Raw genomic sequence first — 26,879 nt, 5'->3', positions numbered from 1 at the left:
CAAGTAAAATGTACTTGTAGATTTTTCTTTTTTATTCTTTTTTATCCAAAATTAAATAGTCTAATTCTTTCTTCGGAATGGCATTGTATTCTTTTCGCTTCATCACATAGAATATAATTCCAAGAACTACCCAAATCACTAGAGAAATAAAAGATTCTTTCCCCATAAATGCTGGAGATTGTGGAATTAATAAAAGTAAAATAAAAATAAAACTTACAACCATTCCGACAAAGGCTACCAACTTCTTCACAGGTCCAACTTCCGCTTCTTCCATTATGCTAGAACTTTGATTATTCCATTTGAATAGTCTGAAAGCTGTAAAGCAAGTATAAAAATATGCAATAGATACTCCAATAGATGACATATCAACAACCCAAGTTAATGCTTGACGCCCAAACCACGGAGCAATCGAGGCCAATATTACGGTAACGATAATCGCAATATAGGGTGTATCATATTTTTTATGTAATTTCTGAAATGGCGCTGGCAAAACTTTGGCACGTGCCATTGCAAATAGTAATCGACTTGATGTCATAATAAACCCATTTAATCCAGTAAAAATCCCCATCGTTAATGCAATTACTAAAATGAGTAAACCACCAACACCTAATAAGTCTTGAATAACAACTCCCGTACCCCATAAATGGTTAGCATTTGCCACTTCTTGCCAAGGAGCAGCCATACCTGTTGCTAATATCATTAAACTATAAATAATAGTCGCAAATACTAATGCCAAAATGATTAACATAAATGCTTTTTTAGCTGGAAACGCAAATTCCTCAGCCGCTTGTGGTACAGCATCAAATCCAACAAACGCCCATGGGGCAATCGCAACAATTGCAATTACAGCAGCAAAACTTGTCTTATTATCGACGAACAATGGTGCTATATTATCAATTGGTGTAGGTGATTTTATTCCAACAAATAATGTTAAAATAACTACTGCTGCTACCATTACCATCGCAAATACAAATTGCACTTGTCCGGTTAAGCCTGTACCACGTATATTTAAATAGCCAAAAATAATTAATGCACCTGTTGCGATAATTATTTCCATCAAATATACTTCCCAACCAGCAACAGTATATAAAAATACATTTTCAATGATTGCCGGAAATACATATTTAATCATTAAAGAAAATGCAGAAGCATTTAATGCAACAATACATAAATATCCTAACGTCAAAAACCAACCACTTATAAATGCTTGAGTTCGTCCAGCACTAATATAAGCATAGGCAAATTCTCCACCTGAAACAGGGAAACTACGAATTAGAAATCCATAACTGACTGCTATGAGCATCATCAATAATGCACCGATGGAAAAACCAATAATCACACCAAATGGACCAGCAGTTTCCATCCAATTAATTGGTTGAACAAATGCTCCCCAACCAATAGCAGATCCGAGGGCTATTGCCCATACCCAGTGTGCTTTTAATGACTTATTTAATGTTGTTCTCTTTTCCATAAACGCCTCCAAAAATAAACATATTTATTTTTTTACATATAATCGATAAGTATACAGGAATATTTAATGCAAAACTAGTACATCTTTTAAAATTTAATGTAAATTTAATACAAATAATGTTTGCATAGTAAAAAACCGAATCGAACAGGCTTATCCCATTCAATTCGGTCAATCAATTTTCACTATTGTCGTCTTGCTTCAATTTACTTTTTTCTTCATCCTTCCCTGCCATTTTCAATAACTTGTCCACGACAGGTCTTTTGCCACCCATCACTATTCCAGCAATTTCTGCTAATAAATGAACGAGAATAAAGACGATGATGGCAACAATTAAAGAAATTTGAAGTGGTGCTTGTTGGAATACGATTGCTAACACTCCGAAAACTAAACTGAACCCATACATAATAAGTACCGCTTGTCGGTGGGAAAATCCAGCACGAAGTAACTGATAATGAATATGTTTATTATCTGCTTGCATAATATGTTGTTTATTTAATGCACGACGAATGATAGAAAATGCTGTATCCAAAATCGGCACTGCAATTACAATAATTGGAATGATAAAACTAAATAAGGCAACATTTTTAAATAAACCTAACATAGAAATAACTGCAATCATATAGCCAAGAAAGTTCGATCCAGTGTCTCCCATATAAATTTTTGCCGGGTAAAAATTGTGATATAAAAAACCAAGATTTGCTCCAATTAAAACAACACAAAGATATGCAGCAAAAATTTGTAAATCAACGATTGCCATGATTAAAATACTTACAAGTCCTATCGTGGAAACACCAGTTGCAAGCCCGTCAAGGCCGTCAATTAGGTTAATCGCATTAGTTATCCCTACAACCCATAATATGGTAATCAACACACTAAATGGCCCTAATTCAATCATCCCAATAAATGGTAAGGTGATTTTTTCAATAACTAAACCAGATGACAGGAGAAAAGTCGTTGCAGTTAATTGACCTGTTAATTTAATGATTGGACGGACACTATATTTATCATCAATAATTCCTGTAACAACAATAACAATTGCCCCCATAAAGATGGCTTGTAAATGAATATGTTCAGGTTGTAAATATAATAAACCGAGGGCGGCACCGAGAAAAATTGCTAAACCTCCAATACGTGGGGTCGGATGAACATGGATTTTCCTTCGGTTTGGAAAATCAACTATATTAAATTTAAATGCTAACTTTTTTACAGCAAAAGTTAAAAAAAATGTAGATATAAGTGCGATAAATGAAGCTATCGCTAAATCAACAAAATTAATCATCGGTAATCCCTCTAATATATGCTTTTAATTTTACGTCTAGGTTAAATTATAGCTAATTTCTTACACTAGTTGCAAATATAAGTTGCATCTTCTCTTATTTGTAACATAACTGAGATAATCATCATATGTATATGTAGATAACTTCCATAGGAGGTGGCCTACTATTTTTTCGACAATGAAATTAACATTGCTTGCACTTGCCGCTAAATATCGTGTTCAAGTCCTTCAGTATACCCCTGGACATTTAATCATCCAAATTCATCAATGGCATTTATTAGAACAAAAACTTCCTGTTATTCAACAACTTATCGATCATGACCCTCATATTCTAGCTTATTCCATAGACGGCAAAACACTCGAAATAATGTTTGATGAAGATGCAATTTTTAAAGAAGAAATTGTACAAAAATGGTTTAGCTATATACGTACACTTGATTTATAAAAGTTGCACACATAAAAAGAAGGTTTGGACTTCTTTCTTGCTCAGCTAAACTTACTTATCGTCCAAACCTTCTCTAATAATCATTTTATATTGCTATCACGTCGCATAATTTTTTTCGTTAAATCATCAAAATACGTATATACGACTGGAATGAGCAATAATGTAAAAATACTTGAAATCGATAATCCAAATATAATAGTAATAGCTAATGGTTGTTGCATTTCTGCCCCTTCTCCTAATGCGAGCCCTAACGGTATCATTGCTAATACAGTTGTTAAAGTCGTCATTAGAATAGGCCGCAATCTACTTCTACCCGCTTCTATAATAGCTTCATATCGATCCATACCGCGTCTTCGTAAAATATTAATATAATCTACAAGGACGATGGAGTTGTTCACGACGATTCCGGCAAGCATAATTAACCCGATAAATGCCGGTATACTAAATGACAATCCACTTATGAGCAATCCTCCTACGACACCAATGACGGTTGCAGGCATCGAAAACATAATAATAAACGGGAATAAGAAATTTTCAAACTGAACTGCCATCACTGCATACACTAAAAAGATAGAGAAAATTAATGCTAAAGTTAAATCGGCAAAAGAATCTGCCATATCTTCCGCTTCTCCACCAATCGAATAGCTATATCCTTCTGATAGAGATAACCCATCTAAATAAGTTTCAATATCTTTCACTACACTGCTTAAATCACGATCCATAATTTCTGTTGTAACATTCATTTGCGCTTCTTGATTTTGTCTTATTAATGTTACAGGACCTTGGGTTTCTTCAAAGTTTGCTAATGATGTTAACGGTATTTGCGCTCCTTCATTCCCGATCACTTTCATATCTTCTAAATCATTGATTGTTTGTCGAGAATCTTCGGGATAAGTTAAAGAAACATTTATTTCACGACCATCATCCCGGTATACTGTTACTACTTGCCCGATAAAACGCATTTCGATTTGCGATTGAATATCTTCTACAGATAATCCGTATAATGCTGCTTTATCATCATCTACTTCTAATTGTAGTTGTGGGACCCCTAAATTCGCTTCTGATTCTGGATTATGCACGCCTTCAATCGATTGAATCCCTTCTACGACATCATCTGCTAATTCACGTAATACTTCATGTTCTGGTCCATTTAATTGAATTTCAATAGGTGCACCCATTCCAATTCCGGCACCCATCTCACTTACTGTAATTTCAGCACCAGGAATATCTTGTAAGTCTTTCTCTAATTGTTGTACGAATTTTTCGGTCGTTATGTCGCGTTCTTTCGGTGGTACGAGTTGCATCGTAAAGCTTGCTTCATTCTCACTTGATGAACTAGAAGCAAAATCTCCACCACCAGCCGACACATAACTAACATCAATAATGTCTTCATATTCGTTTAACTTTTCATTAACATGATCGATTACTTTTTCTGTCGCTTCTAAACTACTTCCAGGTCTTGTCTCAACAGTTATATCTAATTGCCCTTGGTCACCCGCAGGTATAAATTCTGCACCGATAAATGGGATGAGCCCAATACTCGCAGCAATAAGAACAATTGTCACGATGATTGATGACTTTCTAAATTTCAATACCTTTTTTAATGCACGTGTATAACCGTTGTTCACTTTTTCTAACAAGTTATCAAACCAATAACGTCTTCCGTCTTCCATCGCTTTGGACAGTAACTTGGAAGAAAGCATTGGTACAAGTGTAATAGCAACGATTAACGATGCTAATAATGAAAATGATACGGTTAAGGCGAGCGGTGTGAAAATATCGGATGCAATTCCTTCTACATAGACAATCGGCAAGAAAACAACTAATGTCGTCGTTGTCGAAGCTATAACTGCTGGTGTTAATTCAGCCGCCCCTTTAATAGCTGCATCTATTAAATTTTCGCCACGTTGACGGTACGTGTATATATTTTCTAATATAACGATAGAACTATCGACCATCATTCCAATTCCGAGCGCAAGTCCTCCAAGTGTAAGAATGTTCAACGTTTCCCCTGTGAAATACATTAAAGCGAATGTGGATATAATCGCAATTGGGATAGATAAGCCGATCACAATCGTCGCGCGAATACTTTTTAAAAAGAGTAATAAAATAAAAATCGAAATTGCTCCACCAATTAAAATGTTTTGGATAACAGAACTGACCGCTTCCTCAATGAAATCAGATGTGTCAATTACAACATTTAAATTGGCACCTTCCGGAAGTTCTGCTTCGATTTCTTCTAAGCCATTTTTTATATTTTGTGCAACTTCCACTGTATTTGCATCCGTCTTTTTTAAAATCGATAAAACGACAGACGGTTCTCCATTTATCATGGTGACACTATCTTCTTTTTCAAATGTATCTTTTATCGTAGCAACTTCAGATACTTTTACAGATGTATCTGCTTGCGTTTGAATAATCGTTTGTTCTATATCTTCAATGGAAGTAAATTCACCTGTAATTCTTACTTTTAAATCTTGGTCCCCTTTTTCAATCGTTCCAACCGAGGAAGATTGATTCGTCTCACTTAAAGCTTGCATCACTTCTTGTGGACTTACTTGATATTGAGTCATTTTTGCTTCGTTTAAAATGACTTGGATTTCCCGGGTTTTGGCTCCTTCTACCGATACAGATGCTACTCCCTCTTGTCTTTCAAAAAATGGGGATACTTCATTTTCTGCAAGTTCAGTTAATACTTCTGCATCTTTTCCGGTAATACTTACCCAAATAACAGGTAATTGATCTGGGTTAAACCGCATAATATTCGGATCACCCGCTCGATCTGGTAACATGCTTTTCACACGATCCACTCGTTCGCGCACATCTAATAATGCTTGGTCCAAATCCGTTCCATTTTTAAACATCATTACGATGACAGATGCGTCTGATTGTGATTGAGACTGAATTTCTTCAATCCCTTCTAACGAACTAATCGACTCTTCAATTGGTTTAGAGATTAAATTTTCTACTTCTTCTGGCGCGGCATCGTCATAAGTAGTGGCAATAACTGCAATTGGTAAATCAATTTTTGGAAATAAATCCACCGCTAAATTTTTAACAGATACAAATCCTAATGCAATAATCGCAAGGACAATCATTATAACACCGACAGGTCTTTTAACAGATAAAGAAACTAGTTTCATTTGTCATTCCCGTCCTTTATTACTTCAACCTCACTGCCATCTGTTAAGGTAAAATGCCCATTCACAATCACTTCATCTTTTGTGTTTACATCACCTTTAATCGCAGTATATTCTGTCTGTGTTTCTATGACTTCGACCATTATCTTTTTCGCTTTGCCGTCTTGAACGATATAAACGAAGTTTTCATCTGCTTCTTGTAAAACTGCCTCTGTCGGTACGAGCAGTCCTTTTTTCACTTTAGTTTCTTTCATTGCAATTTTTCCGGTAGTACCTGGTGAAATTTTTTCATCTTTATTGTCAATCTCGATTTCAATTGTAAATTGTCCACCTTCATTTGGTAATGGGTCCACTGGCAAAACTTTTCCTTTATACGTATCTTCATCTATATGAATCGTAACTTCTTTATCATCTTTAAATAAAGAACGGTCTGATTCGGATACTGCAACAATCATTTTTACTTTATCTACATCCGCTACAACCATTAATGGTTCTTCATTCGTCTGAAAATCGCCTTCTTGTGCACTTAACTTAGCTATTTTCCCTGCACGAGGGGCCGTTACTGACATCTCTCCCATTGGTGTCTTCACTTTTGCAATCGTATCGTCTTTTGAGACATGTTCACCGTTTTGTACGTGAAGTTCAGACACCTCTCCAGGTTGTTCGATCGTAACAGGCATTTGACTTTGCGGCATTATCATACCGTAAATTGTTTTCGTCACTTGTAAGTTGTCTTTTTTTATTTGTTCTACTTCAACAGACGTGACAGTAGTCTCTTCTTCGTCTGCATCATTATTTTGTCCACAGGCAGCTATAATCATCAATAATATTAATAAAGTCATCCATAATAAAACTTTACGCATGTAGCAACCTCCAATTAATATCACTTCTTTGTTTATCATACACTTTAATATTATGTTAGAAAAGTAATTAAATGTAATGTTCAAACTTCTTATTTAATATTAACTAACATGCGTAAAGATGTGCATCAAATAATTACTTTGTAATAAAAATACGCAATCAATTGACTCGTACGCTTTAATTGTAAATCGAATTGCTTCATCGTCATTGGTGCGATATAAGTTGTATCATCTTTAAATATAACTTTCACGTTTTTATCATACGGTTCAAAATCAGCTACATGATAATACGAAACATATGATAGTTGTGGACTTTTCACCGATCTAGTCGGAAACATAAAAACACAATGATCAGGGTCAATTGGAATTGGTATTTTATTGTTCGATTTTAGTATTTCTTTCGTAAAATCGCTTCGTCCTTCGAGAGAGGTTCCTTGTTTTAAACAAGCATTGTTCAACAACGCCTCAAGACTATGTATGGAATAATAAACTTGATCACTATCAATAATCTTTGAACGAAACTGTCCTTCTTTAATTCGCTCTATTACTTTCGTTTTGTTACTAATAGAAAACAATTTATGTACTCCTTCCCTTCGTATCATAGTGTAGGAAACATTTACAATTAGAGGTATACATTTATAATACTATTTAACTAGTGAAAGCGCTATAGATTTTAGGTAATTTAAACTATAATTATAGAAATTTTTGTCTATTCCCTTCTATTCAGATTATTTTAGGGCATAAAAAAAGAAGATATCCAAAGTGGATACCTTCTCTTGTTATTGAATCGCAAACATAATTTCCGCTTCACAAGCTACTTCGCCATCTACGGTTGCAATACCTTTTCCTTTTCCAATTGCACCTTTCATGCGTGTAATTTCAACTTCTAAACGCAATTGATCTCCAGGTTTTACTTGGCGTTTGAAACGACATTTGTCTATGCCAGCTAAGAAGCCAATTTTTCCTTTATTATCTTCCACGTTTAAAACCGCAATCGCTCCGACTTGAGCTAACGCTTCTAAAATTAATACACCTGGCATAACAGGATATTCTGGAAAATGTCCTTGGAAAAACGGTTCATTTACCGTTACATTTTTCAAACCAACGACACGCTTCGCTTCTTCGATTTCAAGCACTTTATCTACTAATAAAAAAGGATAACGGTGTGGAATAATTTCTTTAATTTGTTGCACATCTAACATATGACCACTCCTACTTTTACTTATTCTTTACTGACTATATCAATAATATGTTGCCAAGTCGATTTTTGAAAAACGTCCATCGCATTGCCGTCTCCCATAATGCTATAGCCAACAATTAAACCGAGCGCTAAAGAAATGGCAATCAATATAAACACGACAATGAGACGTAACCAAATTGGAAATTTGCGGATACGCTGTTTCTTTTTTTTCGTCGGTTTCGTTTCCTTTTCTTTTTGTTCTTCCGGTTGTTCTTTTAAAGAATTTGCTGTCATATTAATTTCACCTTAACTTCTAATCTCGTTCCTTCGCATATTATCACTATCTTAGTTGATTTACAAGACCTTGCATTTGATCTGCCATCGTAATCGAACGAGCATTTACTTGGTAAGCACGCTGAGCATTCATTAACTCAACCATTTGAAGACCTATATCTACGTTAGCCATTTCTAGCTTACCAGATTCCATGATGTTATTTTCATCTACTAATTGGGCAATTTCCGCTTCATTAAAACCTGTGTTTTGTACACGCAACTGGAATATATTATCTTCTGTTGCCTCTAACAATCTAGGTTTTGTTATATGACGAACTTGAATCGTTCCTGCATATTGTTCTGCACCATTTTCAGTTACGTATACACGTCCATCTGTCCCAATACGGATAGAATCAATGTTATTAGAAAAACGAATTGGTCCATTTTCTCCATTGATTGGATGACCATCCTTGGATACTAAAACTAAATCATTTCCTTCACTGCTTACATATAGAGATCCGTCTCTCGTATAATGTATTTCTTCTCTACCATTGACATTTGTTATTACTTGCATAAAATGTGTTGGCTGAGTAAGTGCAATATCTAATGGACGATCTGTATTTTGTAAAGAGCCTATAGAAAAATCATTATTTACTGCCCCTAGTTTAGCACCTGTTCCTATTCTAATTCCATCATTTGTACTTCTACCTACTTCATTACCAGGTTGTGTCATATTATGAATTTGCTGGAATAAAAGATCTGAGAACTCAGATGTTCTTTGTTTATATCCGGTTGTACTCGCATTAGCAATATTATGACCAATCACATCTAATTGTTGCTGCAATTGATTCATCGTTACTGCCGCCTGTCCCATCACTCGAAGTGACATCTTTCGTCCCCCTATCCTAATCTAGCAATATCGTTCACTGCTTTTCCCATACTCTCATCATACGCTTTTAAGACACGTTGGTTTTGTTCAAATACACGATATGCTGCAATCATTTCTGTCATCGATTGGCTAACATCCACATTTGAACTTTCTAATGTATGTTGTAATACGTTCACTTCTGCCTCTGTATTATTTATATTCACCGCATTACCATTTTCTAAACGGTGTAAATCATGTCCTTCTTTTACAAGATTTTGCACATTATCGATATATGCAATACCGATTGTTGTGGCGCCATCATTCGTTACAATGGACCCTTCCGGTGTGACATGAAAATCTCCGTCATTTGTCATAATGCGATTTCCGTTATTATCTAATACATACAAACCATCATTATTCGTTAAATACCCTTGACCATCTACTGTAAAATGGCCATTTCTTGTGTAACGCACATCTCCATCTGTTGCTTCCACCGTGAAAAAAGCTCCTCCCGCTTCATCCGGGAAATAACGATCTACTAATGCAAAATCAGTCGGCATTCCTGTTTCACGAATTGGTCCCTGTTCAAAATGTGGAATCGACTCTTGCGCATATACACCCGTTGTAAGTGACCCGATTGGCTCATTCGAACGTAATGTCAAACCGTTTTCCGTTGGGATATTTTTTGATTTCATTTGATGGATTAACATTTCTGGAAACGCACGTAAAGCTGCTTTATCTGCTTTATAACCAGGCGTTCTAGCGTTTGCTAAGTTATTCGAGATCATTTCTTGATTTCGTTGTTGCGCCATCATACCACTAGCAGCAGTATAATACCCACGTAACATAATCGTGCACGCCCTTTCCGAAAATTACTTCAACTTTACTAGCCGATTTTCTTATCTACTTTATCAATGTTCTGTAACATTAAACCAGTACCTTTAGCAACACAGTTCATCGGTTCTTCTGCTACTAATACTGGAACTTTTAATTCCTCTGCTAATAACTGATCAATACCGTGAATCATCGCTCCACCACCAGTTAAAATAATACCGCGGTCGATAATGTCTGCTGATAACTCAGGTGGTGTTCTTTCAAGTACAGATTTTGCAGCTTGCACGATTAATGCAACAGGCTCTCTTAATGCCTCTTCCACTTCATTCGAGCTAACTGTAATAGTACGTGGTAACCCACTTACCATGTCGCGCCCACGGATATCCATCGTTTCTGTACGACCATCTTTGAAAACTGTCCCGATATTAATTTTAATTTCTTCGGCAGTTCTCTCCCCGATTAATAATTTATATTTATGTTTAATATACTGTAAAATATCTTGGTTAAACGTATCACCAGCAACTTTAATAGACTCTGCTGTTACGATATCTCCCATAGATAATACTGCCACGTCTGTCGTTCCTCCACCGATATCAATTACCATATTACCGCTCGGTTGGAAAATTTCCATCCCTGCACCAATCGCCGCCACTTTTGGTTCTTCTTCTAAATACACACGACGACCACCAGATTTTTCTGCCGCTTCTTTAATTGCTTTTTGTTCTACCTTTGTAATGTTTGTAGGACAGCAAATAAGCATTCTCGGCTTTGATAAAAATCCTTTTACATTAATTTTGTTTATAAAGTGTTTTAACATTGCTTCTGTTATATCAAAGTCAGCGATAACACCGTCTTTTAATGGGCGAATTGCTTCAATATTCCCTGGTGTTCTACCTACCATCATATAAGCCTCTTCCCCAACTGCTAAAACTTTCCCTTGTGTACGGTCCATCGCAACTACTGCTGGCTCATTTAATACGATTCCTTTTCCCTTTACGTGAATTAGCACGTTAGCTGTACCTAAGTCAATTCCAATATCTCTTGAAAACATGAAATTTTTGTCCTCCTAACACAGATTATATATAAATTTCATAGCCTGTATATTTGTATTCTTCTAACATTACATTTTACCACAGTTTCCTACAATATACTTCTAAAATAGTACAATTTTATTGATTTATTTTAGAAATGTTGTAGTGGGAATTTTTTACATATAAGGAATCGCTTCATATCAGTACTTTCAATAGGTTTTCATAGTGTATTTTCGTATAAAATTTCACTCAATTTTCACAATAAAAAAGAAGGAACTCAAACGAGGCAGTCTGAACTCCTTTTCGAACGAAATATTACAAATATGAATCATCATGTGTATTTTGTTTTCTTTCTTTTAAGTACTTTTCTTTTGTTGCTTCTCCCCCTCTAATATGACGAATAGACTTATGATATTGCAATATTTCTTTTACCTCTTTTGCTAATGTGGCATTAATTTTTGGTAATCGTTCCGTTAAATCTTTATGAACCGTGCTCTTTGAAACACCAAACTCTCTCGCTATCACTCGAACCGTCTTTTTTGTCTCGATAATATACCTCCCGATTCGGATAGTCCTTTCTTTGATGTAATCATGCACACCGTTCGCCTCCCTATGCTCATTTCCGAGGTGTTAGATGAGACTTGATGCGGTGTTTACATGCTTTCGCTACTGCTTGTTCCATAAACGTTTCATGCACTTTTCACGCACCCCAGATATTTCATTTCGTCTTTATATATGTTTATTAATGAAACGTTTTCAATATGCTAAAAATATAAAGTTTTTACGGACAGGTTTTAGGGAGGGGTAGGTGCAACAAACAAAATTCGGATGCGATGAACGCGGAAGTGGATGCAATAAACGAAATTCGGATGCGGTGATCGCGGAAGTGGATGCAATAAATGAAAATCAGATGCGATGATCGCGGAAACAGGTGCAATAAACGAAAATCAGATGCGATGAACGCGGAAACAGATGCAATGAATGAAATTCGGATGCGATGATCACGAAAACAGATGCAATAAATGAAAATCAGATGCAATGATCGCGGAAGTGGATGCAATAAATGAAAATCAGATGCAATGATCGCGAAAACAGATGCAATAAACGAAATTCAGATGCGATGATCGCAGAAACAGATGCAATAAATGAAATTCGGATGCGATGATCGCGGAAGTGGATGCAATAAATGAAATTCAGATGCGATGAACGCGGGAGTGGATGCAATAAATGAAATTCAGATGCGATGATCGCAAAAACAGATGCAACAAACGATTTTCGGATGCGATGAACGCGGAAACAGATGCAATAAACGAAATTCGGATGCGATGAACGCGGGAGTGGATGCAATAAATGAAATTCAGATGCGATGATCGCGAAAACAGATGCAATGAATGAAATTCGGATGCGATGATCGCGGAAACAGATGCAATAAACGAAATTCGGATGCGATGAACGCGAAAACAGATGCAATAAACGAAATTCGGATGCGATGATCGCAGAAACAGATGCAATAAACGAAATTCGGATGCGATGATTGCGGAAACAGATGCAATGAATGAAATTCGGATGCGATGATCGCGGAAGTGGATGCAATAAATGAAATTCAGATGCGATGAACGCGGGAGTGGATGCAATAAATGAAATTCAGATGCGATGATCGCAAAAACAGATGCAACAAACGATTTTCGGATGCGATGATTGCGGAAACAGATGCAATAAACGAAATTCGGATGCGATGATCGCGATAACAGATGCAACAAATGAAATTCGGATGCGATGATCGCGGAAACAGATGCAACAAACACAAACGCAAACGCAAACGCAAAAAAAGACGATGCATCAGCATCGCCTTTATCATTTTATGCTAGGGAGATTAAATCGTCGTTGTTTTCCAATGATCCCTCATTTTCTTCTTCATTTTCCATAAGGGAGTCTTCTTCTTCCTCTTCATCTATTTCTGATTCCATCTCATCATTTCCCTCGACTTCTTTTTCCTCATCAAGCGACTCTAACGATAGTTCCACTAAATTTTGAAATGGTTCATCAAAAAACGATTCTGGATTCACTTCGATGCCATCTTTATGAATTTCAAAGTGGACATGAATACCACTATCCGCGTGAAATACATTCTTCCCAGCTTCACCTAATTTTTCCCCTTGTTTCACTTCAGCATTTTCTTCGACAGATGTTTCAGCTAAACTTGCATAATAAGTCTCAATCCCATTATCATGCTCCAAAATGACGATGTTTCCTAATAATGGATCTTCCTTAATTTCCTTTACCTTCCCTGAAATAGCTGCAACAACATCAAACGCTGTATCATCTTCTGCTTTCAGATGAACACCTTTACTTTCGTAATAGCGATTATTATAAAATGTAACCGACTGTTCAAGTTCATCTTCTGCACCATTCGCGTCGAAAAATTTTGTCACTGTTTTCCCTTTGACTCGTGGATCCATTGGCAGCTGAATCATTTCTTCCTCTTGCAATACTTCCTTTGCTTCTTCATTATCAAACCGCTCATTGTCATTACTGAAGATTTCATCCTTTGCAAAATCTTCATCCACGGTTGAACTTTCCTCTTTTTGAGAAAAGAATACAACAGTTAATATGATTGCAGCCAAACCAATGTATAGCGCGGGGAAAAATCCTTTCTTTTTCTTGTAACGATTCCAGCGAAATTTGAATCCATTTAAAAATTTTCCTTTCATTGTTCATCACCTCAGTCCCATTGTGAACAACAAAAGAAATATATATACCTACATTTTCCAAAAAAATGCTCGTCCTACTCTATTTACTTATAAAATGTGATGCAATAACGAAAAAAATTAATTAGATACTAAAGATGGAGCGGTATCTTGTAGCGCTTCAATATGAACATCTTTATAATAGTATGCCAAAATATCTTGATAATTTTTCCCTTCCTCCGCCATAAAATTGGCTCCATATTGGCTCATTCCAACACCGTGTCCGAATCCTTTTGTCGTAAAGATAAAATGATCACCTTTTTGTTTTACAGAAAAGTCATTTGAACGTAATTGCAATTTTTCTCGTATTTCTTTCCCTGAAAAAGCAACTTCCCCAATTTTTAATGTTTCTACCCGATTACTCTCTGTCCTTTTTACATAAATTGGAACTTCCCCGCCATTATGATTTAATTGCAATGCATTATTCATCTCTTCTAATGTAAATACTTTTTGTTCCGTGAAGTTTGGCAAGCTTTCCTCCCATTTACTTTCAACCACTTGTAAATATGGTAAATCATTCCCCCAATAATTTTTAGCAGCTTCTGTGTACCCATTACTCATCGAAAAAAATGTTGGAGTGATCGGTTCATTATTATATGTAATTACTTCGCCCGCTGTCGCTATCGCAGCTTGCTCGATTTTTTTCATTTTTTCTTCATAACTCCCACCAAAATGTTCTTTCAATTCCTCTCTATTTTTATACACTTGATGCGCGGTCGTATCTGTCATCACTGTGTCTTCTCCTTGTTGGATCATTTGTTGTACTACATACGTCCGTGCTGCGACAGCCTGTGCCTTTAATGCTTCTAAATTAAAATCGGCTGGCATTTCTGCGGCAACGACAGATATAACATATTCTTCAATCGGGACTGTTTCTATTTCTCCTGTAGCCTCTCGTTCTACTTGGACGAAAAATGAGGGTTCGCCTTCTTCTGTGTTTTCTGTTTCCTCTGTTATATTACTTTCTTTGTGCACTCCATTTTCTTTTGAAAAATTGACTACAATAGTCGGAATAAAAACGATAATAAATAAACTAAAAGCGATATAAACGATATATTTTTTCCATTTTGTTTGCTTCATAGATTCCCTCCTCTATGTATATATGTATGTACGTGATCATATTTAAGAACAAAATTTACAACGAGGAGTGTATTTTTTCCATAAAAAAACAGATAAACACTCAAAATATGAGTATTTATCTGTTTAACAAATTTATGGTAATTCGATTGCTTTATTTTCCGCGGTAAAATCAACTTCCGCAACTTGATCAGTTGACTCTTTTTCTGTAACACGTTTAACATCTGCACCAAGCTTTTGTAATTTTCCAGCGAAATCAACATAACCACGGTCTAAATGATGTAATTGTGTCACTTCTGTAATTCCTTCTGCACATAATCCAGCCAAAATTAATGCTGCTGCAGCACGTAAGTCTGTTGATTGAACTTGTGCCCCTTGAAGTGTATGTAACCCTTCAACAATGACACTACGCCCTTCAATCTTCATTTTAGCATTCATACGTCTAAATTCTTCAACATGCATAAAACGATTTTCGAAAACTGTTTCCGTTAAAACACTCGTACCTTCTGCTCCAAGCATAGCAACCATCATTTGAGATTGCATATCTGTTGGGAATCCAGGATGTGGCAATGTTTTAATATCTGTTGCCTTTAATTCTTTCGGTCCGATAACACGTAAACCTTCATCTTCTTCCGTAATTTCTACACCCATCTCACGTAGTTTAGCAATAACCGGACGTAAATGTTCTGATAAAACATTTTCGATTAATACATTTCCTTCTGTTACAGCTGCTGCTACCATAAATGTACCAGCTTCCACACGGTCAGGGATAATAGTATGTTCAGCACCACGTAATTTTTCCACACCAGTAATACGGATCGTTTCTGTACCCGCTCCGATAATTTTTGCACCCATTTTATTTAAATAATTTGCTAAGTCAATAATTTCAGGTTCTTTTGCCGCATTTTCAATAACTGTTTTTCCATCTGCTAATGCTGCTGCCATCACGATATTCTCTGTCGCACCAACACTCGGCATATCTAAATAGATTGTTGCTCCATGTAAACGTCCGTCTACACTAACTTCTACAAACCCGTTACCTACATTAACGTTTGCACCCATGGCTTCAAAGCCCTTTAAATGTAAATCAATTGGTCGCGAACCGATTGCACATCCTCCAGGTAATGCTACTTTTGCATGACCGAAACGTGCCAATAAAGGCCCTAACACTAAAACTGATGCACGCATTTTACGTACATATTCAAATGGCGCTTCTGTTTCAAGCTCTTTTGAAGCATCAATTGTTACTGTATTATTTTTAAATGTCACATCTGCATTAATATTTCGTAATACTTCATTAATTGTATACACATCATCTAATGTTGGTACATCATGTAAAATACATGTTCCTTCGCTCGCTAAAATTGTCGAAGTAATAACGGGTAAAACAGCGTTTTTTGCCCCTTCAACCCTAACATTACCTTGTAACTTATTTCCACCTTTTACAACGATTTTGTCCATCTGTCATTCTCCTTCAATATCTGTTCATACGTATTTTATGCCATTACGTACATAGTTGTTCATCACGAACGTTATATTTATTTTCAATCCATCTCAACCATTTGCTTTTTCAGTTACTATTTTTGTATATGTATTTTTTTATATATTTAAAGCAATTATATAGTAAAATTTATGCTTTAAAACTTTTTCCATCATAACTTCATACATATCTATCTATTAGTTTTCAAGAAAATCCATTATTCATTATAGCACTATTACATAACATTGTACACTAGAAGTTTGTGAATTTACTAGACGTAACAAAGTTGTTAATATTATGCAATCAACCTAAACGAATTATGAATTTAAAATAAATATAAGAGGTTTTGTGACCATTGTAAAATGTCTAACACAAAATTACTGACAGTGGCTCCAATTGCAATCGCAATAAAGATGAGTAGAATCCTTGCTTCGACAATATAATTTTTTCGTACGAGTGGTTCAAAATTAATTCCTTGCATTGCACGCCAAGTGATGGCAATAAAAACAATATGTGAAATCATACTTATAATCGAAAAGTACCCTATTTGCATCATACTTATCACCCACGTCTTTCAGAAAAATTATGAATTATTTCCCGGGAAATTGTAAAAAAGTAGAATATTTTGTCTTATGAAGATTATAACTTATGAGAAGAAAAAAATAAAAAACCTCAATACAATGTATGAGGTTTTATGTTTAGCGTTGTGCTACACTTAGTCGATTCATCGCTCTGCTTAATGCAAGTTTCGCACGTTCAACATCAACTTCTGGATTATTCGACTCAAGTAATTGTGCAGCTCTCTCTTTTGCTCGTTCTGCGCGTTCTACATCAATATCATTAGCAACTTCTGCAGATTGAGCTAAAATTGTTACTTTATCGGGACGTACTTCTAAAAATCCACCATTTACTGCTACTAAATCTTCACCATTATCTTCACGCTTCAATCTTACAGCATTAATCGTTAACGGTGCAACTAAAGGAATGTGACCAGGTAAAATACCTAACTCCCCACCTTCAGCTTTACAACTTAGCATTTGGTAATCATTTTCTAGTACTTGTCCATCAGGAGTTACAACACTTACTGTTAATGTGTTCATATCGAAACACCTCCTAAAATCAAATAGCTCCATACAGAGCCATATTGATACGTATAGATTGATAGCGCAGCTTGCTTTTTATATCGCAAACTGCGACCTATCATCTTATCTTTATATTATTACTGAGCCATTGTTTTAGCTTTTTCAACAACTTCCTCAATACGTCCAACTAAACGGAACGCATCTTCTGGAAGATCGTCATATTTACCTTCAAGGATTTCCTTGAATCCTGAAACTGTTTCATTCACCGGTACATATGATCCAGGTTGACCAGTAAACTGTTCAGCTACGTGGAAGTTTTGTGATAGGAAGAACTGAATACGGCGTGCACGTGCAACCGTTAATTTATCTTCATCACTTAACTCATCCATACCTAGAATTGCAATAATATCTTGTAATTCACGGTAGCGTTGTAATGTACGTTGAACTTCTGTCGCTACTGCATAGTGTTCTTCCCCAACAATTTCAGGGTCAAGTGCACGTGAAGTAGATGCAAGTGGATCTACCGCTGGGTAAATACCTTGCTCTGAAAGTCCACGGTCTAAGTTTGTTGTCGCATCTAAGTGTGCGAATGTTGTTGCTGGAGCCGGGTCCGTATAGTCATCCGCAGGTACATAAATCGCTTGGATTGATGTAACAGATCCTTTGTTAGTTGACGTAATACGTTCTTGTAACTGACCCATTTCCGTTGCAAGTGTTGGTTGGTAACCAACCGCTGAAGGCATACGACCAAGTAAAGCCGAAACCTCAGAACCTGCTTGTGTAAAGCGGAAAATGTTATCGATGAATAATAGAACGTCTTGTCCTTGTTCATCACGGAAGTGTTCTGCCATTGTAAGACCAGTTAGAGCTACACGCATACGTGCTCCAGGTGGTTCGTTCATTTGACCGAATACCATTGCAGTCTTTTCAATTACACCAGAATCCTTCATTTCAAAGTAAAGGTCATTTCCTTCACGTGTACGCTCTCCAACACCAGCGAATACCGAAATACCACCGTGCTCTTGAGCGATGTTGTTAATAAGTTCCTGGATTAAAACTGTTTTACCTACTCCCGCACCACCAAATAAACCGATTTTACCACCTTTGATGTACGGTGCTAATAAGTCTACAACTTTAATTCCTGTTTCTAAAATTTCTGTATCAGTTGTTAAATCATCATAATTAGGTGCTTCACGGTGGATTGGATCTCTTTGTGCGTCCTCTCCAATTTCTTCACCTAAATCGATCGTTTCTCCAAGAACGTTGAAAATACGTCCTAATGTATTATCACCAACTGGAACTGAAATAGGGTTACCTGTACTTTCTACTTCCATTCCACGTTGAACTCCGTCTGTACCAGCCATTGCAATTGTACGTACAGAGTTATCACCTAAATGTAAAGCAACTTCTAAAGCTAATGTTTTGTTTTCACCTTCATTAGAAGTCATGTTTACGTATAATGCCTCATAAATTTCAGGAAGTTGTCCGTCTTCAAACTTAACGTCTACAACTGGTCCCATAACTTGAGTTACATAACCTTTGCTCAATCGATTTCCCTCCTAACATCATTTCCATCTCATTTTGTATCATGAATGCCGATCATAAATGTTTATTCTAGTGCAGCTGCTCCACCAACGATTTCACTGATTTCTTGAGTAATAGCAGCTTGGCGCGCACGGTTATATGATAATGTTAGATCACCGATTAAATCGTCCGCATTATCTGTTGCAGCACTCATTGCCGTCATTCTCGCTGCGTGCTCACTAGCTTTTGCATCTAATAATGCACCGTACACTAAGCTCTCTGCATATTGTGGTAAAAGAACCTCTAGAATAGATTCTTCATTTGGCTCATATTCATACGTACTAGAAGATTCAGCCGCATCAATATTCGTAACAGGAATCAGTGTATCCATTTGTACTTCTTGTGAAATTGCACTTACAAAATGATTGTAAATGATTTTTAATTCGTCAATCTTTTCATCTGCGAACAATTGAACTGCACGAGAAGCAATTCCTTTAATTTCTGCATATTGTGGTTGGTCTGCTAATCCAATAACAGTGTCAGCAAGTTCGTAATCATTTTTACGACAGTAGTCTACTCCCATACGTCCAATACCGATGATTGTAAATTCATCTTGTGACTTATGACGTTCTGCGATTGTCGTATACAATTTACGAATAACATTACTGTTATACGCACCAGCTAATCCACTATCAGCAGTAACAAGAATATAACCCGTACGTTTTACTTCACGACGCTCTAACATTGGGTGAGAGACGTCAGAATTGTTACTAGCAATGTTTGCAATTACTTCTTGAATTTTCTCGCTATAAGAAGCATAACGTTTAGCGTTTTCCTCTGCACGAGCTAATTTAGAAGCAGAAACCATCTGCATTGCTCTTGTAATTTGTTGAGTTTTCTTCGTAGAATTAATTCTATCTTGGATATCTTTAAGTGATGCCAAGCTTTTCACCACCCTTCTAAAACAGAAGTGTTATTTGTATAGTTTATATTTCCATTTATTGCTGACGTTATCCAATGTACGATAACGTCAGATACTCATTACTTTTGTGTCGGTAAGAAAGTTTTCTTGAATGATTCGATTGCATTGTTCATCGCATCTGCATCTGCAAGTTGTCCTGATTCACGAATTGAATCTAGAACATCTTTAGCATTTGAATCCATCCAAACGTGGAATTCATCTTCAAAGCGTACGATATCTTCAACTGCAACATCATCTAAAAATCCTTTAGTTAATGCATATAAAATCATTACTTGTTTTTCAACAACTAATGGTTTGTGTAAACCTTGTTTTAGAACTTCAACTGTACGTTTTCCTCGTTCTAATTTAGCAGCCGTTGCCGCATCAAGGTCCGAACCAAATTGAGCAAATGCTTCTAATTCACGGAATGCTGCAAGGTCTAGACGTAATGTACCTGCAACTTTCTTCATCGCTTTAATTTGAGCATCTCCACCTACACGTGAAACAGAAAGTCCTGCGTTAATCGCTGGACGTACTCCTGAGTGGAATAAATCAGATTGTAAGAAAATCTGTCCATCCGTGATAGAGATAACGTTTGTTGGAATATATGCAGAAATATCTCCTGCTTGTGTTTCAACGAATGGTAATGCAGTTAATGAACCGCCACCTAATTCGTCATTTAATTTTGCTGCACGTTCTAATAAACGTGAGTGTAAATAGAATACATCCCCTGGGAATGCTTCACGACCTGGTGGACGACGTAATAATAGTGATAACTCACGGTAAGCTACTGCTTGTTTTGATAAGTCATCATATACTACTAATACGTGTTTACCGTTGTACATGAATTCTTCACCCATTGCTACCCCAGCATATGGTGCTAAGTATAATAATGGTGCCGGATCAGATGCTCCAGCTGAAACAACGATTGTATAATCTAATGCCCCGTAACGACGGAATGTTTCTACTGTTCCACGAACTGTAGAATCTTTTTGTCCGATTGCTACGTAAATACAAATCATATCTTGATCTGCTTGATTTAAAATTGTATCAACCGCTACAGTTGTTTTACCTGTTTGACGGTCACCAATGATAAGCTCACGCTGTCCTCGTCCAATTGGTACAAGTGCGTCGATCGCTTTAATACCTGTTTGTAATGGCTCATGAACTGATTTACGTGCCATTACTCCTGGTGCTTCAGATTCGATTGGGCGTGTTTTACCAGTTTCGATCGGACCATTTCCATCGATAGGTTGTCCTAATGGGTTCACAACGCGTCCAATTAATTCCTCTCCAACAGGTACTTGCATAATTCTTCCAGTACGACGAACTTCGTCGCCTTCTTTAATTTCTGTGTATGGCCCTAAAATAACGATACCTACGTTACTTTCCTCTAAGTTCTGTGCCATACCAACTACACCGTTCGAAAACTCAACTAACTCTCCAGCCATAACATTGTCAAGTCCGTGAGCACGTGCGATACCGTCCCCTACTTCAATAACAGTACCAACGTCAGAAATTTCAATTTCAGAGTCAAAGTTTTCAATTTGCTGCTTAATCAGCGTACTGATTTCTTCAGCTGTAATACTCATACCTTGTCACCCCTATCTCTATTTACTAGCGGAAACGATATTTTGTTTCAGACGATTTAGTTTATTACTAATCGACCCGTCATAAATTGTGTTTCCTACTCGTATTTTCATTCCACCGATTAAAGATGGATCAACTACATTATTAATTGAAACAGATTTTTTATTTAACTTTGTTGTAAATGATGATTCTAAATGTTCTTTTTCTGCATCTGTTAATGCTCTTACAGAATAAACAGTTGCATCCGCGATACCGTTTTCTTCATTATAGAAATGAGCAAAATGGTCAATTACCGCTGGAACTAAAGAAATACGATGGCGTTCAACTAATAGTTTGATTAAGTTTACGACATCTTTATCGAATTTCCCAAAAGCTTCCTCGATGATATTCATCTTGTCTGCTTGTTTAATTCTTGGATGATTTAAGAAATCAACCACTTCTTTATTATTTTGAATGACATCTTTTACAGTTGATAATGCATTTTGAATGTTTTCGACATTATTTTTTTCGCTTGCAAGTTGAAAAAGAGCATCTGCATAACGTTTTGCAACTACTGCCTCACTCATCGCTCTTCTCCTACTTCTTTAATGTATTCACTGATCAATTCATCTTGATCTTGTGCGCTAATTTCCTTTTCAATTACCTTGCTAGCAATTAAAACGGATAATGAAGCTACTTTGTCCTGAAGTGCTTGTAACGCCTTTTCTTTTTCATTCTCAATCTCTTGTTGAGCTTGAACTTTAATGCGTTCAGCTTCTTGCTTCGCAGATTCGATAATGTCTTGTTCTTGCTTTAATCCTGCATTTCTTGCATCTTCAATAATTTGCTGTGCTTCTTGCTTAGTTGTATTTAAACGTTCAACAGCTTCTTTGTTTGCCTTTTCTGCCTCAGCACGGCTTTTTTCTGCTGTCTCGATTTCATTCGCTACATAGTCTTCACGCTTTTTCATCATATCCATAACTGGTCCCCAAGCAAATTTGCTTACTAAGAACATAAGGATAAGGAAGAAAATAAGCATGACAATCATATCTACTAAATGGAATCCTCCTAGCACACGGTCCACTCCTTTCAGGTAAAAATCGTTATTTAAACATAAACGACGGCGAAGTATTTATGAGCAAATCGCTTCGCCTAATATTATTCTAACTATTAAATTATGAACCCATAACCATTAATGCAATAACTACCCCAATGATAGGAAGTGCCTCAACTAAACCGATACCGATGAACATGATTGTTTGTAACTGACCTCTTAATTCTGGTTGACGTGCAACACCTTCAACTGTTTTACTAACGATCATCCCGTTACCAATACCTGCTCCTAATGCTCCTAAACCTACTGCAATTGCTGCTGCTAAAGCTCCCATAATAATAATCCTCCTCAAGATATATATAATGTTTTTTTATAATTTCCAGTTTATATGGTATAAAGCTGGTTAATTAATGTTCTTCACTCACTTTATGTCCAATGTATACCATTGATAACATCGTGAAAATAAATGCTTGGATTCCTCCAATAAAGATACTGAATCCTGCCCAAGCTAAGTAAGGAATTGCTCCTCCAATAAATCCAATAATACTTCCACTTGTTAATCCAACAAGTAATGTAAGTAACACTCCACCTGCGAACATGTTACCAAATAAACGCAGACCTAATGTTAATGTGTTAGCAAACTCTTCGATTAGTTTGATTGGGAATAAAAACCAAACTGGTGTGAAATAACTTTTCACATAATGTCCTGAACCACGTAACTTGATCCCATAGTAGTGTGATAAAATAATTACCATTGCTGATAATGTTAATGCTACTCCTGGGTCGGCTGTTGGTGATGTCCACCATGTTACGCCGTCAATTTTAACTGTTGTAATTACCCCTAACACGTTTGCAATTAAAATGAATGTGAAGAGTGTAATTGCTAGTGGGAAAAATTGTTTCCCTGTTTTCCAATCCATCGTATCGGAAACTATACCTCTTACGAACTCTAAAAGCCATTCCATTACATTTTGTGCGCCTGTCGGTTTCATTTGAAGCTTTCTAGCTCCAACAACACATAAAACAAACACAATAACACAAGTAATGAAAATCATTAATACGTTAGCTAAGTTTACTGATAGCCACGGAATACCAAAAAGCTCGTAAACGACTGGTGCCTTATTATCCATCGTCTCACCCCTCTTTCATTTTCATTTCCTGTTGAACAATAAAAAATCTATTATAATGATAGGATATGCTATCATTAATCCAATTACAAAACCGACGATGCTCACGTCGAATCGAATAGCAAGCAATGTTCCGAGCGCGGCAGATGCCAATCTCGATATTGTTCCTATTCCTTTTCTTTTCCCATACTTTTCGGCTGATTCACCCAAAAGATCGGTCCTGCGTTGTAAAAGCCACAGATTGTAGAAACTAATTACAGCACCTAGAAGCAAACCATTCAGAAAGTATTCATAAGGTAAAAAAAGTGTCATTATAATAATGATACAAAAAAATAAATACATCCATTTTCGTTGCCTTCTTGCTACGATACGATATTCTTCTGGCATATTGTCTACTCTCTCTTCTTCAAAACGCTAAATTACGCATAAAAATAGAAGGTAAAATAAATTGTTATGTATATACTTTCACAAATCATTAGAAAAGAACATAGAAATTTTATTATACCTTAATGAATGCTACACGAAGCATTTTACAATAGCGCTATCCAGTTGTCAATTCATTCTGGACACTCTTTCTAGTATATTGTAAAAGATTTTCGATTTCTAGTTCTTTTTTGCCCGACCGTTACTATTTTTCATGAATAAGTGACAAAATTATGAACGTTTTTCACATTTTATTCGATAATTTTTGCAATCTATATAATCAGCCATTCCTAAATTTTGGAGTGGCTGATTATCCCTTATATATCAACGGTTTCGTAAACAACTTCACCATCTTGCAGTTGTATCACAAAAACAAATACAAAGCGATTTGTTAAAATTATTTCACCGTTTTGTAACTGAAATGTCCCTTCCCTTTTTCCGATTTGTAATTGATCAAAGTTAGCTATTTTTTCTTCAAGTATATAATTTTCCGTATCAAAGAGAAATATGTCTACTTTTTCTAATGTTTCTGTTGCGTAAAATTCAAATTCATATGTATCTTCTTCTGAAGTGGACGGTTGTTCTTTTATTTGAAATCCATCAATTTTTTTCTGTTGCGTTTCATTTAACATATACATATAAGGTAATTCAAATGTATCATTGTTATTCTGCAATGTTATATACCCTTCATATATGCCATCTCTTATTTGTGTTCGATTCATTTTTAGCTGAATAGGGATCGTCTTTTTCTCATTCGGTCCAACCGTAAAATTCATCGGTAGATGCCATGTCACTCCTTTTTCTTTCTTTGGCATATGAAATCGGAACGTTTCTGCTTCATCTCCAATGTTTTCGATTTCCAATTCTATTATACGCTCATCCATGAAGCGATGGATTTTCCCAAAAGATAACAATGGATTGTGAATAATAATACTCGTATGAATCGCTTCATCTATTTGAACGAGGCCTGCCCCTTGCTCGATCGGTCGTTTATCTGCTAATTTTCTAGCAGTCGTTTTTAATGCGCCAATAATTTGTTCGTTCGTCCAAGTCGGTTGTGCTTCTTTTAATATTGCCAACGCTCCTGCAATATGTGGTGCTGCCATACTCGTACCATTTAACATCTCATATCCGCCTGGAATAGTACTCAATATTTGTACTCCTGGAGCAAGTAGATCTGGTTTCATTTGCCAATTCATCGCTACGGGACCACGAGAACTAAAGGGGGCAACATCTTCTTTTGCTGTTTCTGTTTTCACGTGTAAAAACATTCGCTCTTTTTGTCGTAATTTGTCAGCATTTTCGACAATCGCAATTGGAATGTCGTAATTTGCAAAAAATGATTCTTCATATAACTGTGCTTCGATAATTATTCCTCTTGGCATTTTATTGGATGTTTCCATATCTTCTAATTCAGTTTTGTTCGTTTCATTAATCAACAGGAGATCTGTGTAGTTTAATGTTTCGGATATGTAATGAGTCGTTTCTTTTTGCCAAAATTCTAAGCCTGTCATCGGAAAAATGGCTGTTTTTTCCTTCGTCCGTTCATTCCAAAGGCTTACTTCTGTCATTGGGTGTTTATACGCTCCGACAGAGATTGCTGTTGGCGCTGTAGCAGGAGCGCCGATCGTCCAATCATTTGGCCCATCATTTCCATTAGCAACCACAACCATTACCCCATGCTCTGTCGCTTTGTTTACTGCCTTACTCGTCGGGAAATCGGGTACATTGATTGTATTTCCGAGTGATAAATTTAATATATCTACTCCATCTTCCAACGCTTTTTCCATCGCTGCAATTACTTGGACAGAAGTACCAAAGCCATTTGGTCCTAATGCACGATACGCGTAAATATCACTTTCAGGTGCTACTCCTTTTATTTCCCCATTCGCCCCTACAATGCCTGCAACATGTGTCCCATGTATCGTTTGGCCGAATCCTTCTTCTGTTTCTGCCGGTTCATCGTTATATTCGACGACATCTGATCCACCTTGAAAATTATCTTTCAATGCTTCGTGCTCCAAATCTATTCCCGTATCGATAATGCCAATTTTTATCCCTTTACCTGTATATTTCGTCTCATTAAATTGTGCTGGATTATATGCATTTTGAAATACCTCTTTATTAGGTACAGCTTCATATAACGCTTTATATTGTTGGTTCTGATGAGTAGCTTGGATGAAAGGTTCTTGTTGGAGCTTTTCTAACTCTTCCTTCGTACCTTTTACTGCTACAGCTTGCAATAAAATATCAAATGTTTCAATTACTTCCATTCTAGGGTGATGTCGTTTTATATAATGTGCTGCTTTTTTCGGTGATGTTGTAACTTCCATTATGTAAACTGTTTTTTCTTCTGCTGCTGTTGTTTCTAAATTATCTCCAAATGAAATGCAAAGCGTAATGATAAGAACTACAATTAATTTTCGCATGAAAAAACCTCCATTTCTTTTATTATGT

Annotated in this window: 26 protein-coding genes; 1 reads left to right on the top strand and 25 read right to left on the bottom strand. The window is 36.3% G+C overall.

The window, feature by feature from the left end; translation table 11 throughout:
• Nucleotides 1-31 precede the first annotated feature (31 nt).
• Entirely contained in the window at nt 32-1,471 is a 1,440-nt protein-coding gene (locus tag SPD45_RS08300) for an APC family permease (RefSeq protein ID WP_336267279.1), read from the bottom strand.
• Nucleotides 1,472-1,643: 172 nt separating this feature from the next.
• The gene (locus SPD45_RS08295; RefSeq protein ID WP_336267278.1) at nt 1,644-2,750 is read right to left on the bottom strand and encodes a glycosyltransferase family 4 protein; all 1,107 of its coding nucleotides are present in this window, start codon (nt 2,748-2,750) and stop codon (nt 1,644-1,646) included.
• A gap of 175 nt (nt 2,751-2,925) precedes the next feature.
• Between SPD45_RS08295 and SPD45_RS08290 the strand changes: the two genes are divergently transcribed.
• Nucleotides 2,926-3,192 carry a hypothetical protein gene (locus SPD45_RS08290; RefSeq protein ID WP_336267277.1) on the top strand — a complete coding sequence of 89 codons (267 nt, stop codon included), beginning with the start codon at nt 2,926-2,928 and terminating at the stop codon, nt 3,190-3,192.
• An 80-nt stretch (nt 3,193-3,272) separates the two neighbouring features.
• On the opposite strand, the gene SPD45_RS08285 is transcribed toward SPD45_RS08290, so the two are convergent.
• The 23 genes from SPD45_RS08285 to SPD45_RS08175 form a co-directional block, all read right to left on the bottom strand.
• Nucleotides 3,273-6,335, bottom strand: a complete 3,063-nt coding sequence (locus tag SPD45_RS08285; RefSeq protein WP_336267276.1) for an efflux RND transporter permease subunit — start codon at nt 6,333-6,335, stop codon at nt 3,273-3,275.
• Nucleotides 6,332-7,195 (bottom strand): efflux RND transporter periplasmic adaptor subunit, encoded by an 864-nt coding sequence (locus SPD45_RS08280; protein ID WP_336267275.1) that lies wholly within the window; start codon nt 7,193-7,195, stop codon nt 6,332-6,334. Before SPD45_RS08280 ends, SPD45_RS08285 begins: the two co-directional genes overlap by 4 nt.
• Nucleotides 7,196-7,320: 125 nt before the next feature.
• Complete coding sequence (locus SPD45_RS08275; protein WP_336267274.1) at nt 7,321-7,767, bottom strand: competence protein ComK; 447 nt, start codon at nt 7,765-7,767, stop codon at nt 7,321-7,323.
• A 204-nt stretch (nt 7,768-7,971) separates the two neighbouring features.
• Nucleotides 7,972-8,394, bottom strand: coding sequence for a 3-hydroxyacyl-ACP dehydratase FabZ (gene fabZ, locus SPD45_RS08270; protein ID WP_336267273.1), 423 nt, complete (start codon nt 8,392-8,394; stop codon nt 7,972-7,974).
• A gap of 20 nt (nt 8,395-8,414) precedes the next feature.
• The gene (locus SPD45_RS08265; RefSeq protein WP_336267272.1) at nt 8,415-8,666 is read right to left on the bottom strand and encodes a DNA-directed RNA polymerase subunit beta; all 252 of its coding nucleotides are present in this window, start codon (nt 8,664-8,666) and stop codon (nt 8,415-8,417) included.
• A gap of 46 nt (nt 8,667-8,712) precedes the next feature.
• Nucleotides 8,713-9,534 carry a flagellar hook-basal body protein gene (locus SPD45_RS08260; RefSeq protein WP_336267271.1) on the bottom strand — a complete coding sequence of 274 codons (822 nt, stop codon included), beginning with the start codon at nt 9,532-9,534 and terminating at the stop codon, nt 8,713-8,715.
• A gap of 11 nt (nt 9,535-9,545) precedes the next feature.
• Nucleotides 9,546-10,361 (bottom strand): flagellar hook-basal body protein, encoded by an 816-nt coding sequence (locus SPD45_RS08255; protein WP_336267270.1) that lies wholly within the window; start codon nt 10,359-10,361, stop codon nt 9,546-9,548.
• A 38-nt stretch (nt 10,362-10,399) separates the two neighbouring features.
• Nucleotides 10,400-11,398, bottom strand: a complete 999-nt coding sequence (locus tag SPD45_RS08250; RefSeq protein ID WP_336267269.1) for a rod shape-determining protein — start codon at nt 11,396-11,398, stop codon at nt 10,400-10,402.
• 295 nt (nt 11,399-11,693) lie between these two features.
• The gene (gene spoIIID / locus SPD45_RS08245) at nt 11,694-11,975 is read right to left on the bottom strand and encodes a sporulation transcriptional regulator SpoIIID (protein ID WP_336267268.1); all 282 of its coding nucleotides are present in this window, start codon (nt 11,973-11,975) and stop codon (nt 11,694-11,696) included.
• A 1,262-nt stretch (nt 11,976-13,237) separates the two neighbouring features.
• Nucleotides 13,238-14,089: a M23 family metallopeptidase gene (locus tag SPD45_RS08240; RefSeq protein ID WP_336267267.1), complete on the bottom strand. Its 852-nt coding sequence runs from the start codon at nt 14,087-14,089 to the stop codon at nt 13,238-13,240.
• Nucleotides 14,090-14,206: 117 nt separating this feature from the next.
• Nucleotides 14,207-15,205 (bottom strand): stage II sporulation protein D, encoded by a 999-nt coding sequence (spoIID, locus tag SPD45_RS08235; RefSeq protein ID WP_336267266.1) that lies wholly within the window; start codon nt 15,203-15,205, stop codon nt 14,207-14,209.
• A gap of 132 nt (nt 15,206-15,337) precedes the next feature.
• Nucleotides 15,338-16,663 (bottom strand): UDP-N-acetylglucosamine 1-carboxyvinyltransferase, encoded by a 1,326-nt coding sequence (gene murA / locus SPD45_RS08230; RefSeq protein WP_336267265.1) that lies wholly within the window; start codon nt 16,661-16,663, stop codon nt 15,338-15,340.
• Nucleotides 16,664-17,007: 344 nt separating this feature from the next.
• Entirely contained in the window at nt 17,008-17,238 is a 231-nt protein-coding gene (locus tag SPD45_RS08225) for a DUF1146 family protein (RefSeq protein WP_336267264.1), read from the bottom strand.
• A 142-nt stretch (nt 17,239-17,380) separates the two neighbouring features.
• The gene (locus SPD45_RS08220; protein ID WP_336267263.1) at nt 17,381-17,782 is read right to left on the bottom strand and encodes a F0F1 ATP synthase subunit epsilon; all 402 of its coding nucleotides are present in this window, start codon (nt 17,780-17,782) and stop codon (nt 17,381-17,383) included.
• Between the two features lie 119 nt (nt 17,783-17,901).
• A complete protein-coding gene (gene atpD / locus SPD45_RS08215) occupies nt 17,902-19,311 on the bottom strand; it encodes a F0F1 ATP synthase subunit beta (protein ID WP_336267262.1) in 1,410 nt (469 codons plus the stop codon).
• Between the two features lie 62 nt (nt 19,312-19,373).
• Entirely contained in the window at nt 19,374-20,231 is an 858-nt protein-coding gene (gene atpG / locus SPD45_RS08210) for an ATP synthase F1 subunit gamma (RefSeq protein ID WP_336267261.1), read from the bottom strand.
• A 98-nt stretch (nt 20,232-20,329) separates the two neighbouring features.
• On the bottom strand, nt 20,330-21,841 hold the full coding sequence (gene atpA / locus SPD45_RS08205) for a F0F1 ATP synthase subunit alpha (RefSeq protein ID WP_336267260.1): 1,512 nt from the start codon (nt 21,839-21,841) through the stop codon (nt 20,330-20,332).
• Between the two features lie 18 nt (nt 21,842-21,859).
• Nucleotides 21,860-22,405, bottom strand: a complete 546-nt coding sequence (locus SPD45_RS08200; RefSeq protein ID WP_336267259.1) for a F0F1 ATP synthase subunit delta — start codon at nt 22,403-22,405, stop codon at nt 21,860-21,862.
• Nucleotides 22,402-22,866 carry a F0F1 ATP synthase subunit B gene (gene atpF, locus SPD45_RS08195; protein WP_336267297.1) on the bottom strand — a complete coding sequence of 155 codons (465 nt, stop codon included), beginning with the start codon at nt 22,864-22,866 and terminating at the stop codon, nt 22,402-22,404. Before atpF ends, SPD45_RS08200 begins: the two co-directional genes overlap by 4 nt.
• Before the next feature lie 127 nt (nt 22,867-22,993).
• Nucleotides 22,994-23,206, bottom strand: coding sequence for a F0F1 ATP synthase subunit C (atpE, locus tag SPD45_RS08190; RefSeq protein ID WP_336267258.1), 213 nt, complete (start codon nt 23,204-23,206; stop codon nt 22,994-22,996).
• A gap of 73 nt (nt 23,207-23,279) precedes the next feature.
• Entirely contained in the window at nt 23,280-24,002 is a 723-nt protein-coding gene (atpB, locus tag SPD45_RS08185; protein ID WP_336267257.1) for a F0F1 ATP synthase subunit A, read from the bottom strand.
• Nucleotides 24,003-24,023: 21 nt separating this feature from the next.
• Complete coding sequence (locus SPD45_RS08180) at nt 24,024-24,386, bottom strand: ATP synthase subunit I (RefSeq protein ID WP_336267256.1); 363 nt, start codon at nt 24,384-24,386, stop codon at nt 24,024-24,026.
• Nucleotides 24,387-24,739: 353 nt separating this feature from the next.
• Complete coding sequence (locus SPD45_RS08175) at nt 24,740-26,851, bottom strand: S8 family peptidase (RefSeq protein WP_336267255.1); 2,112 nt, start codon at nt 26,849-26,851, stop codon at nt 24,740-24,742.
• Nucleotides 26,852-26,879 lie beyond the last annotated feature (28 nt).

The organism is Pseudogracilibacillus sp. SO10305 (assembly GCF_037072005.1).
GTDB lineage: Bacteria > Bacillota > Bacilli > Bacillales > Amphibacillaceae > Pseudogracilibacillus > Pseudogracilibacillus intestinigallinarum.
Note: the sequence above shows the minus strand (reverse complement) of the source record. Positions and strands in the feature narration are given on the sequence as shown.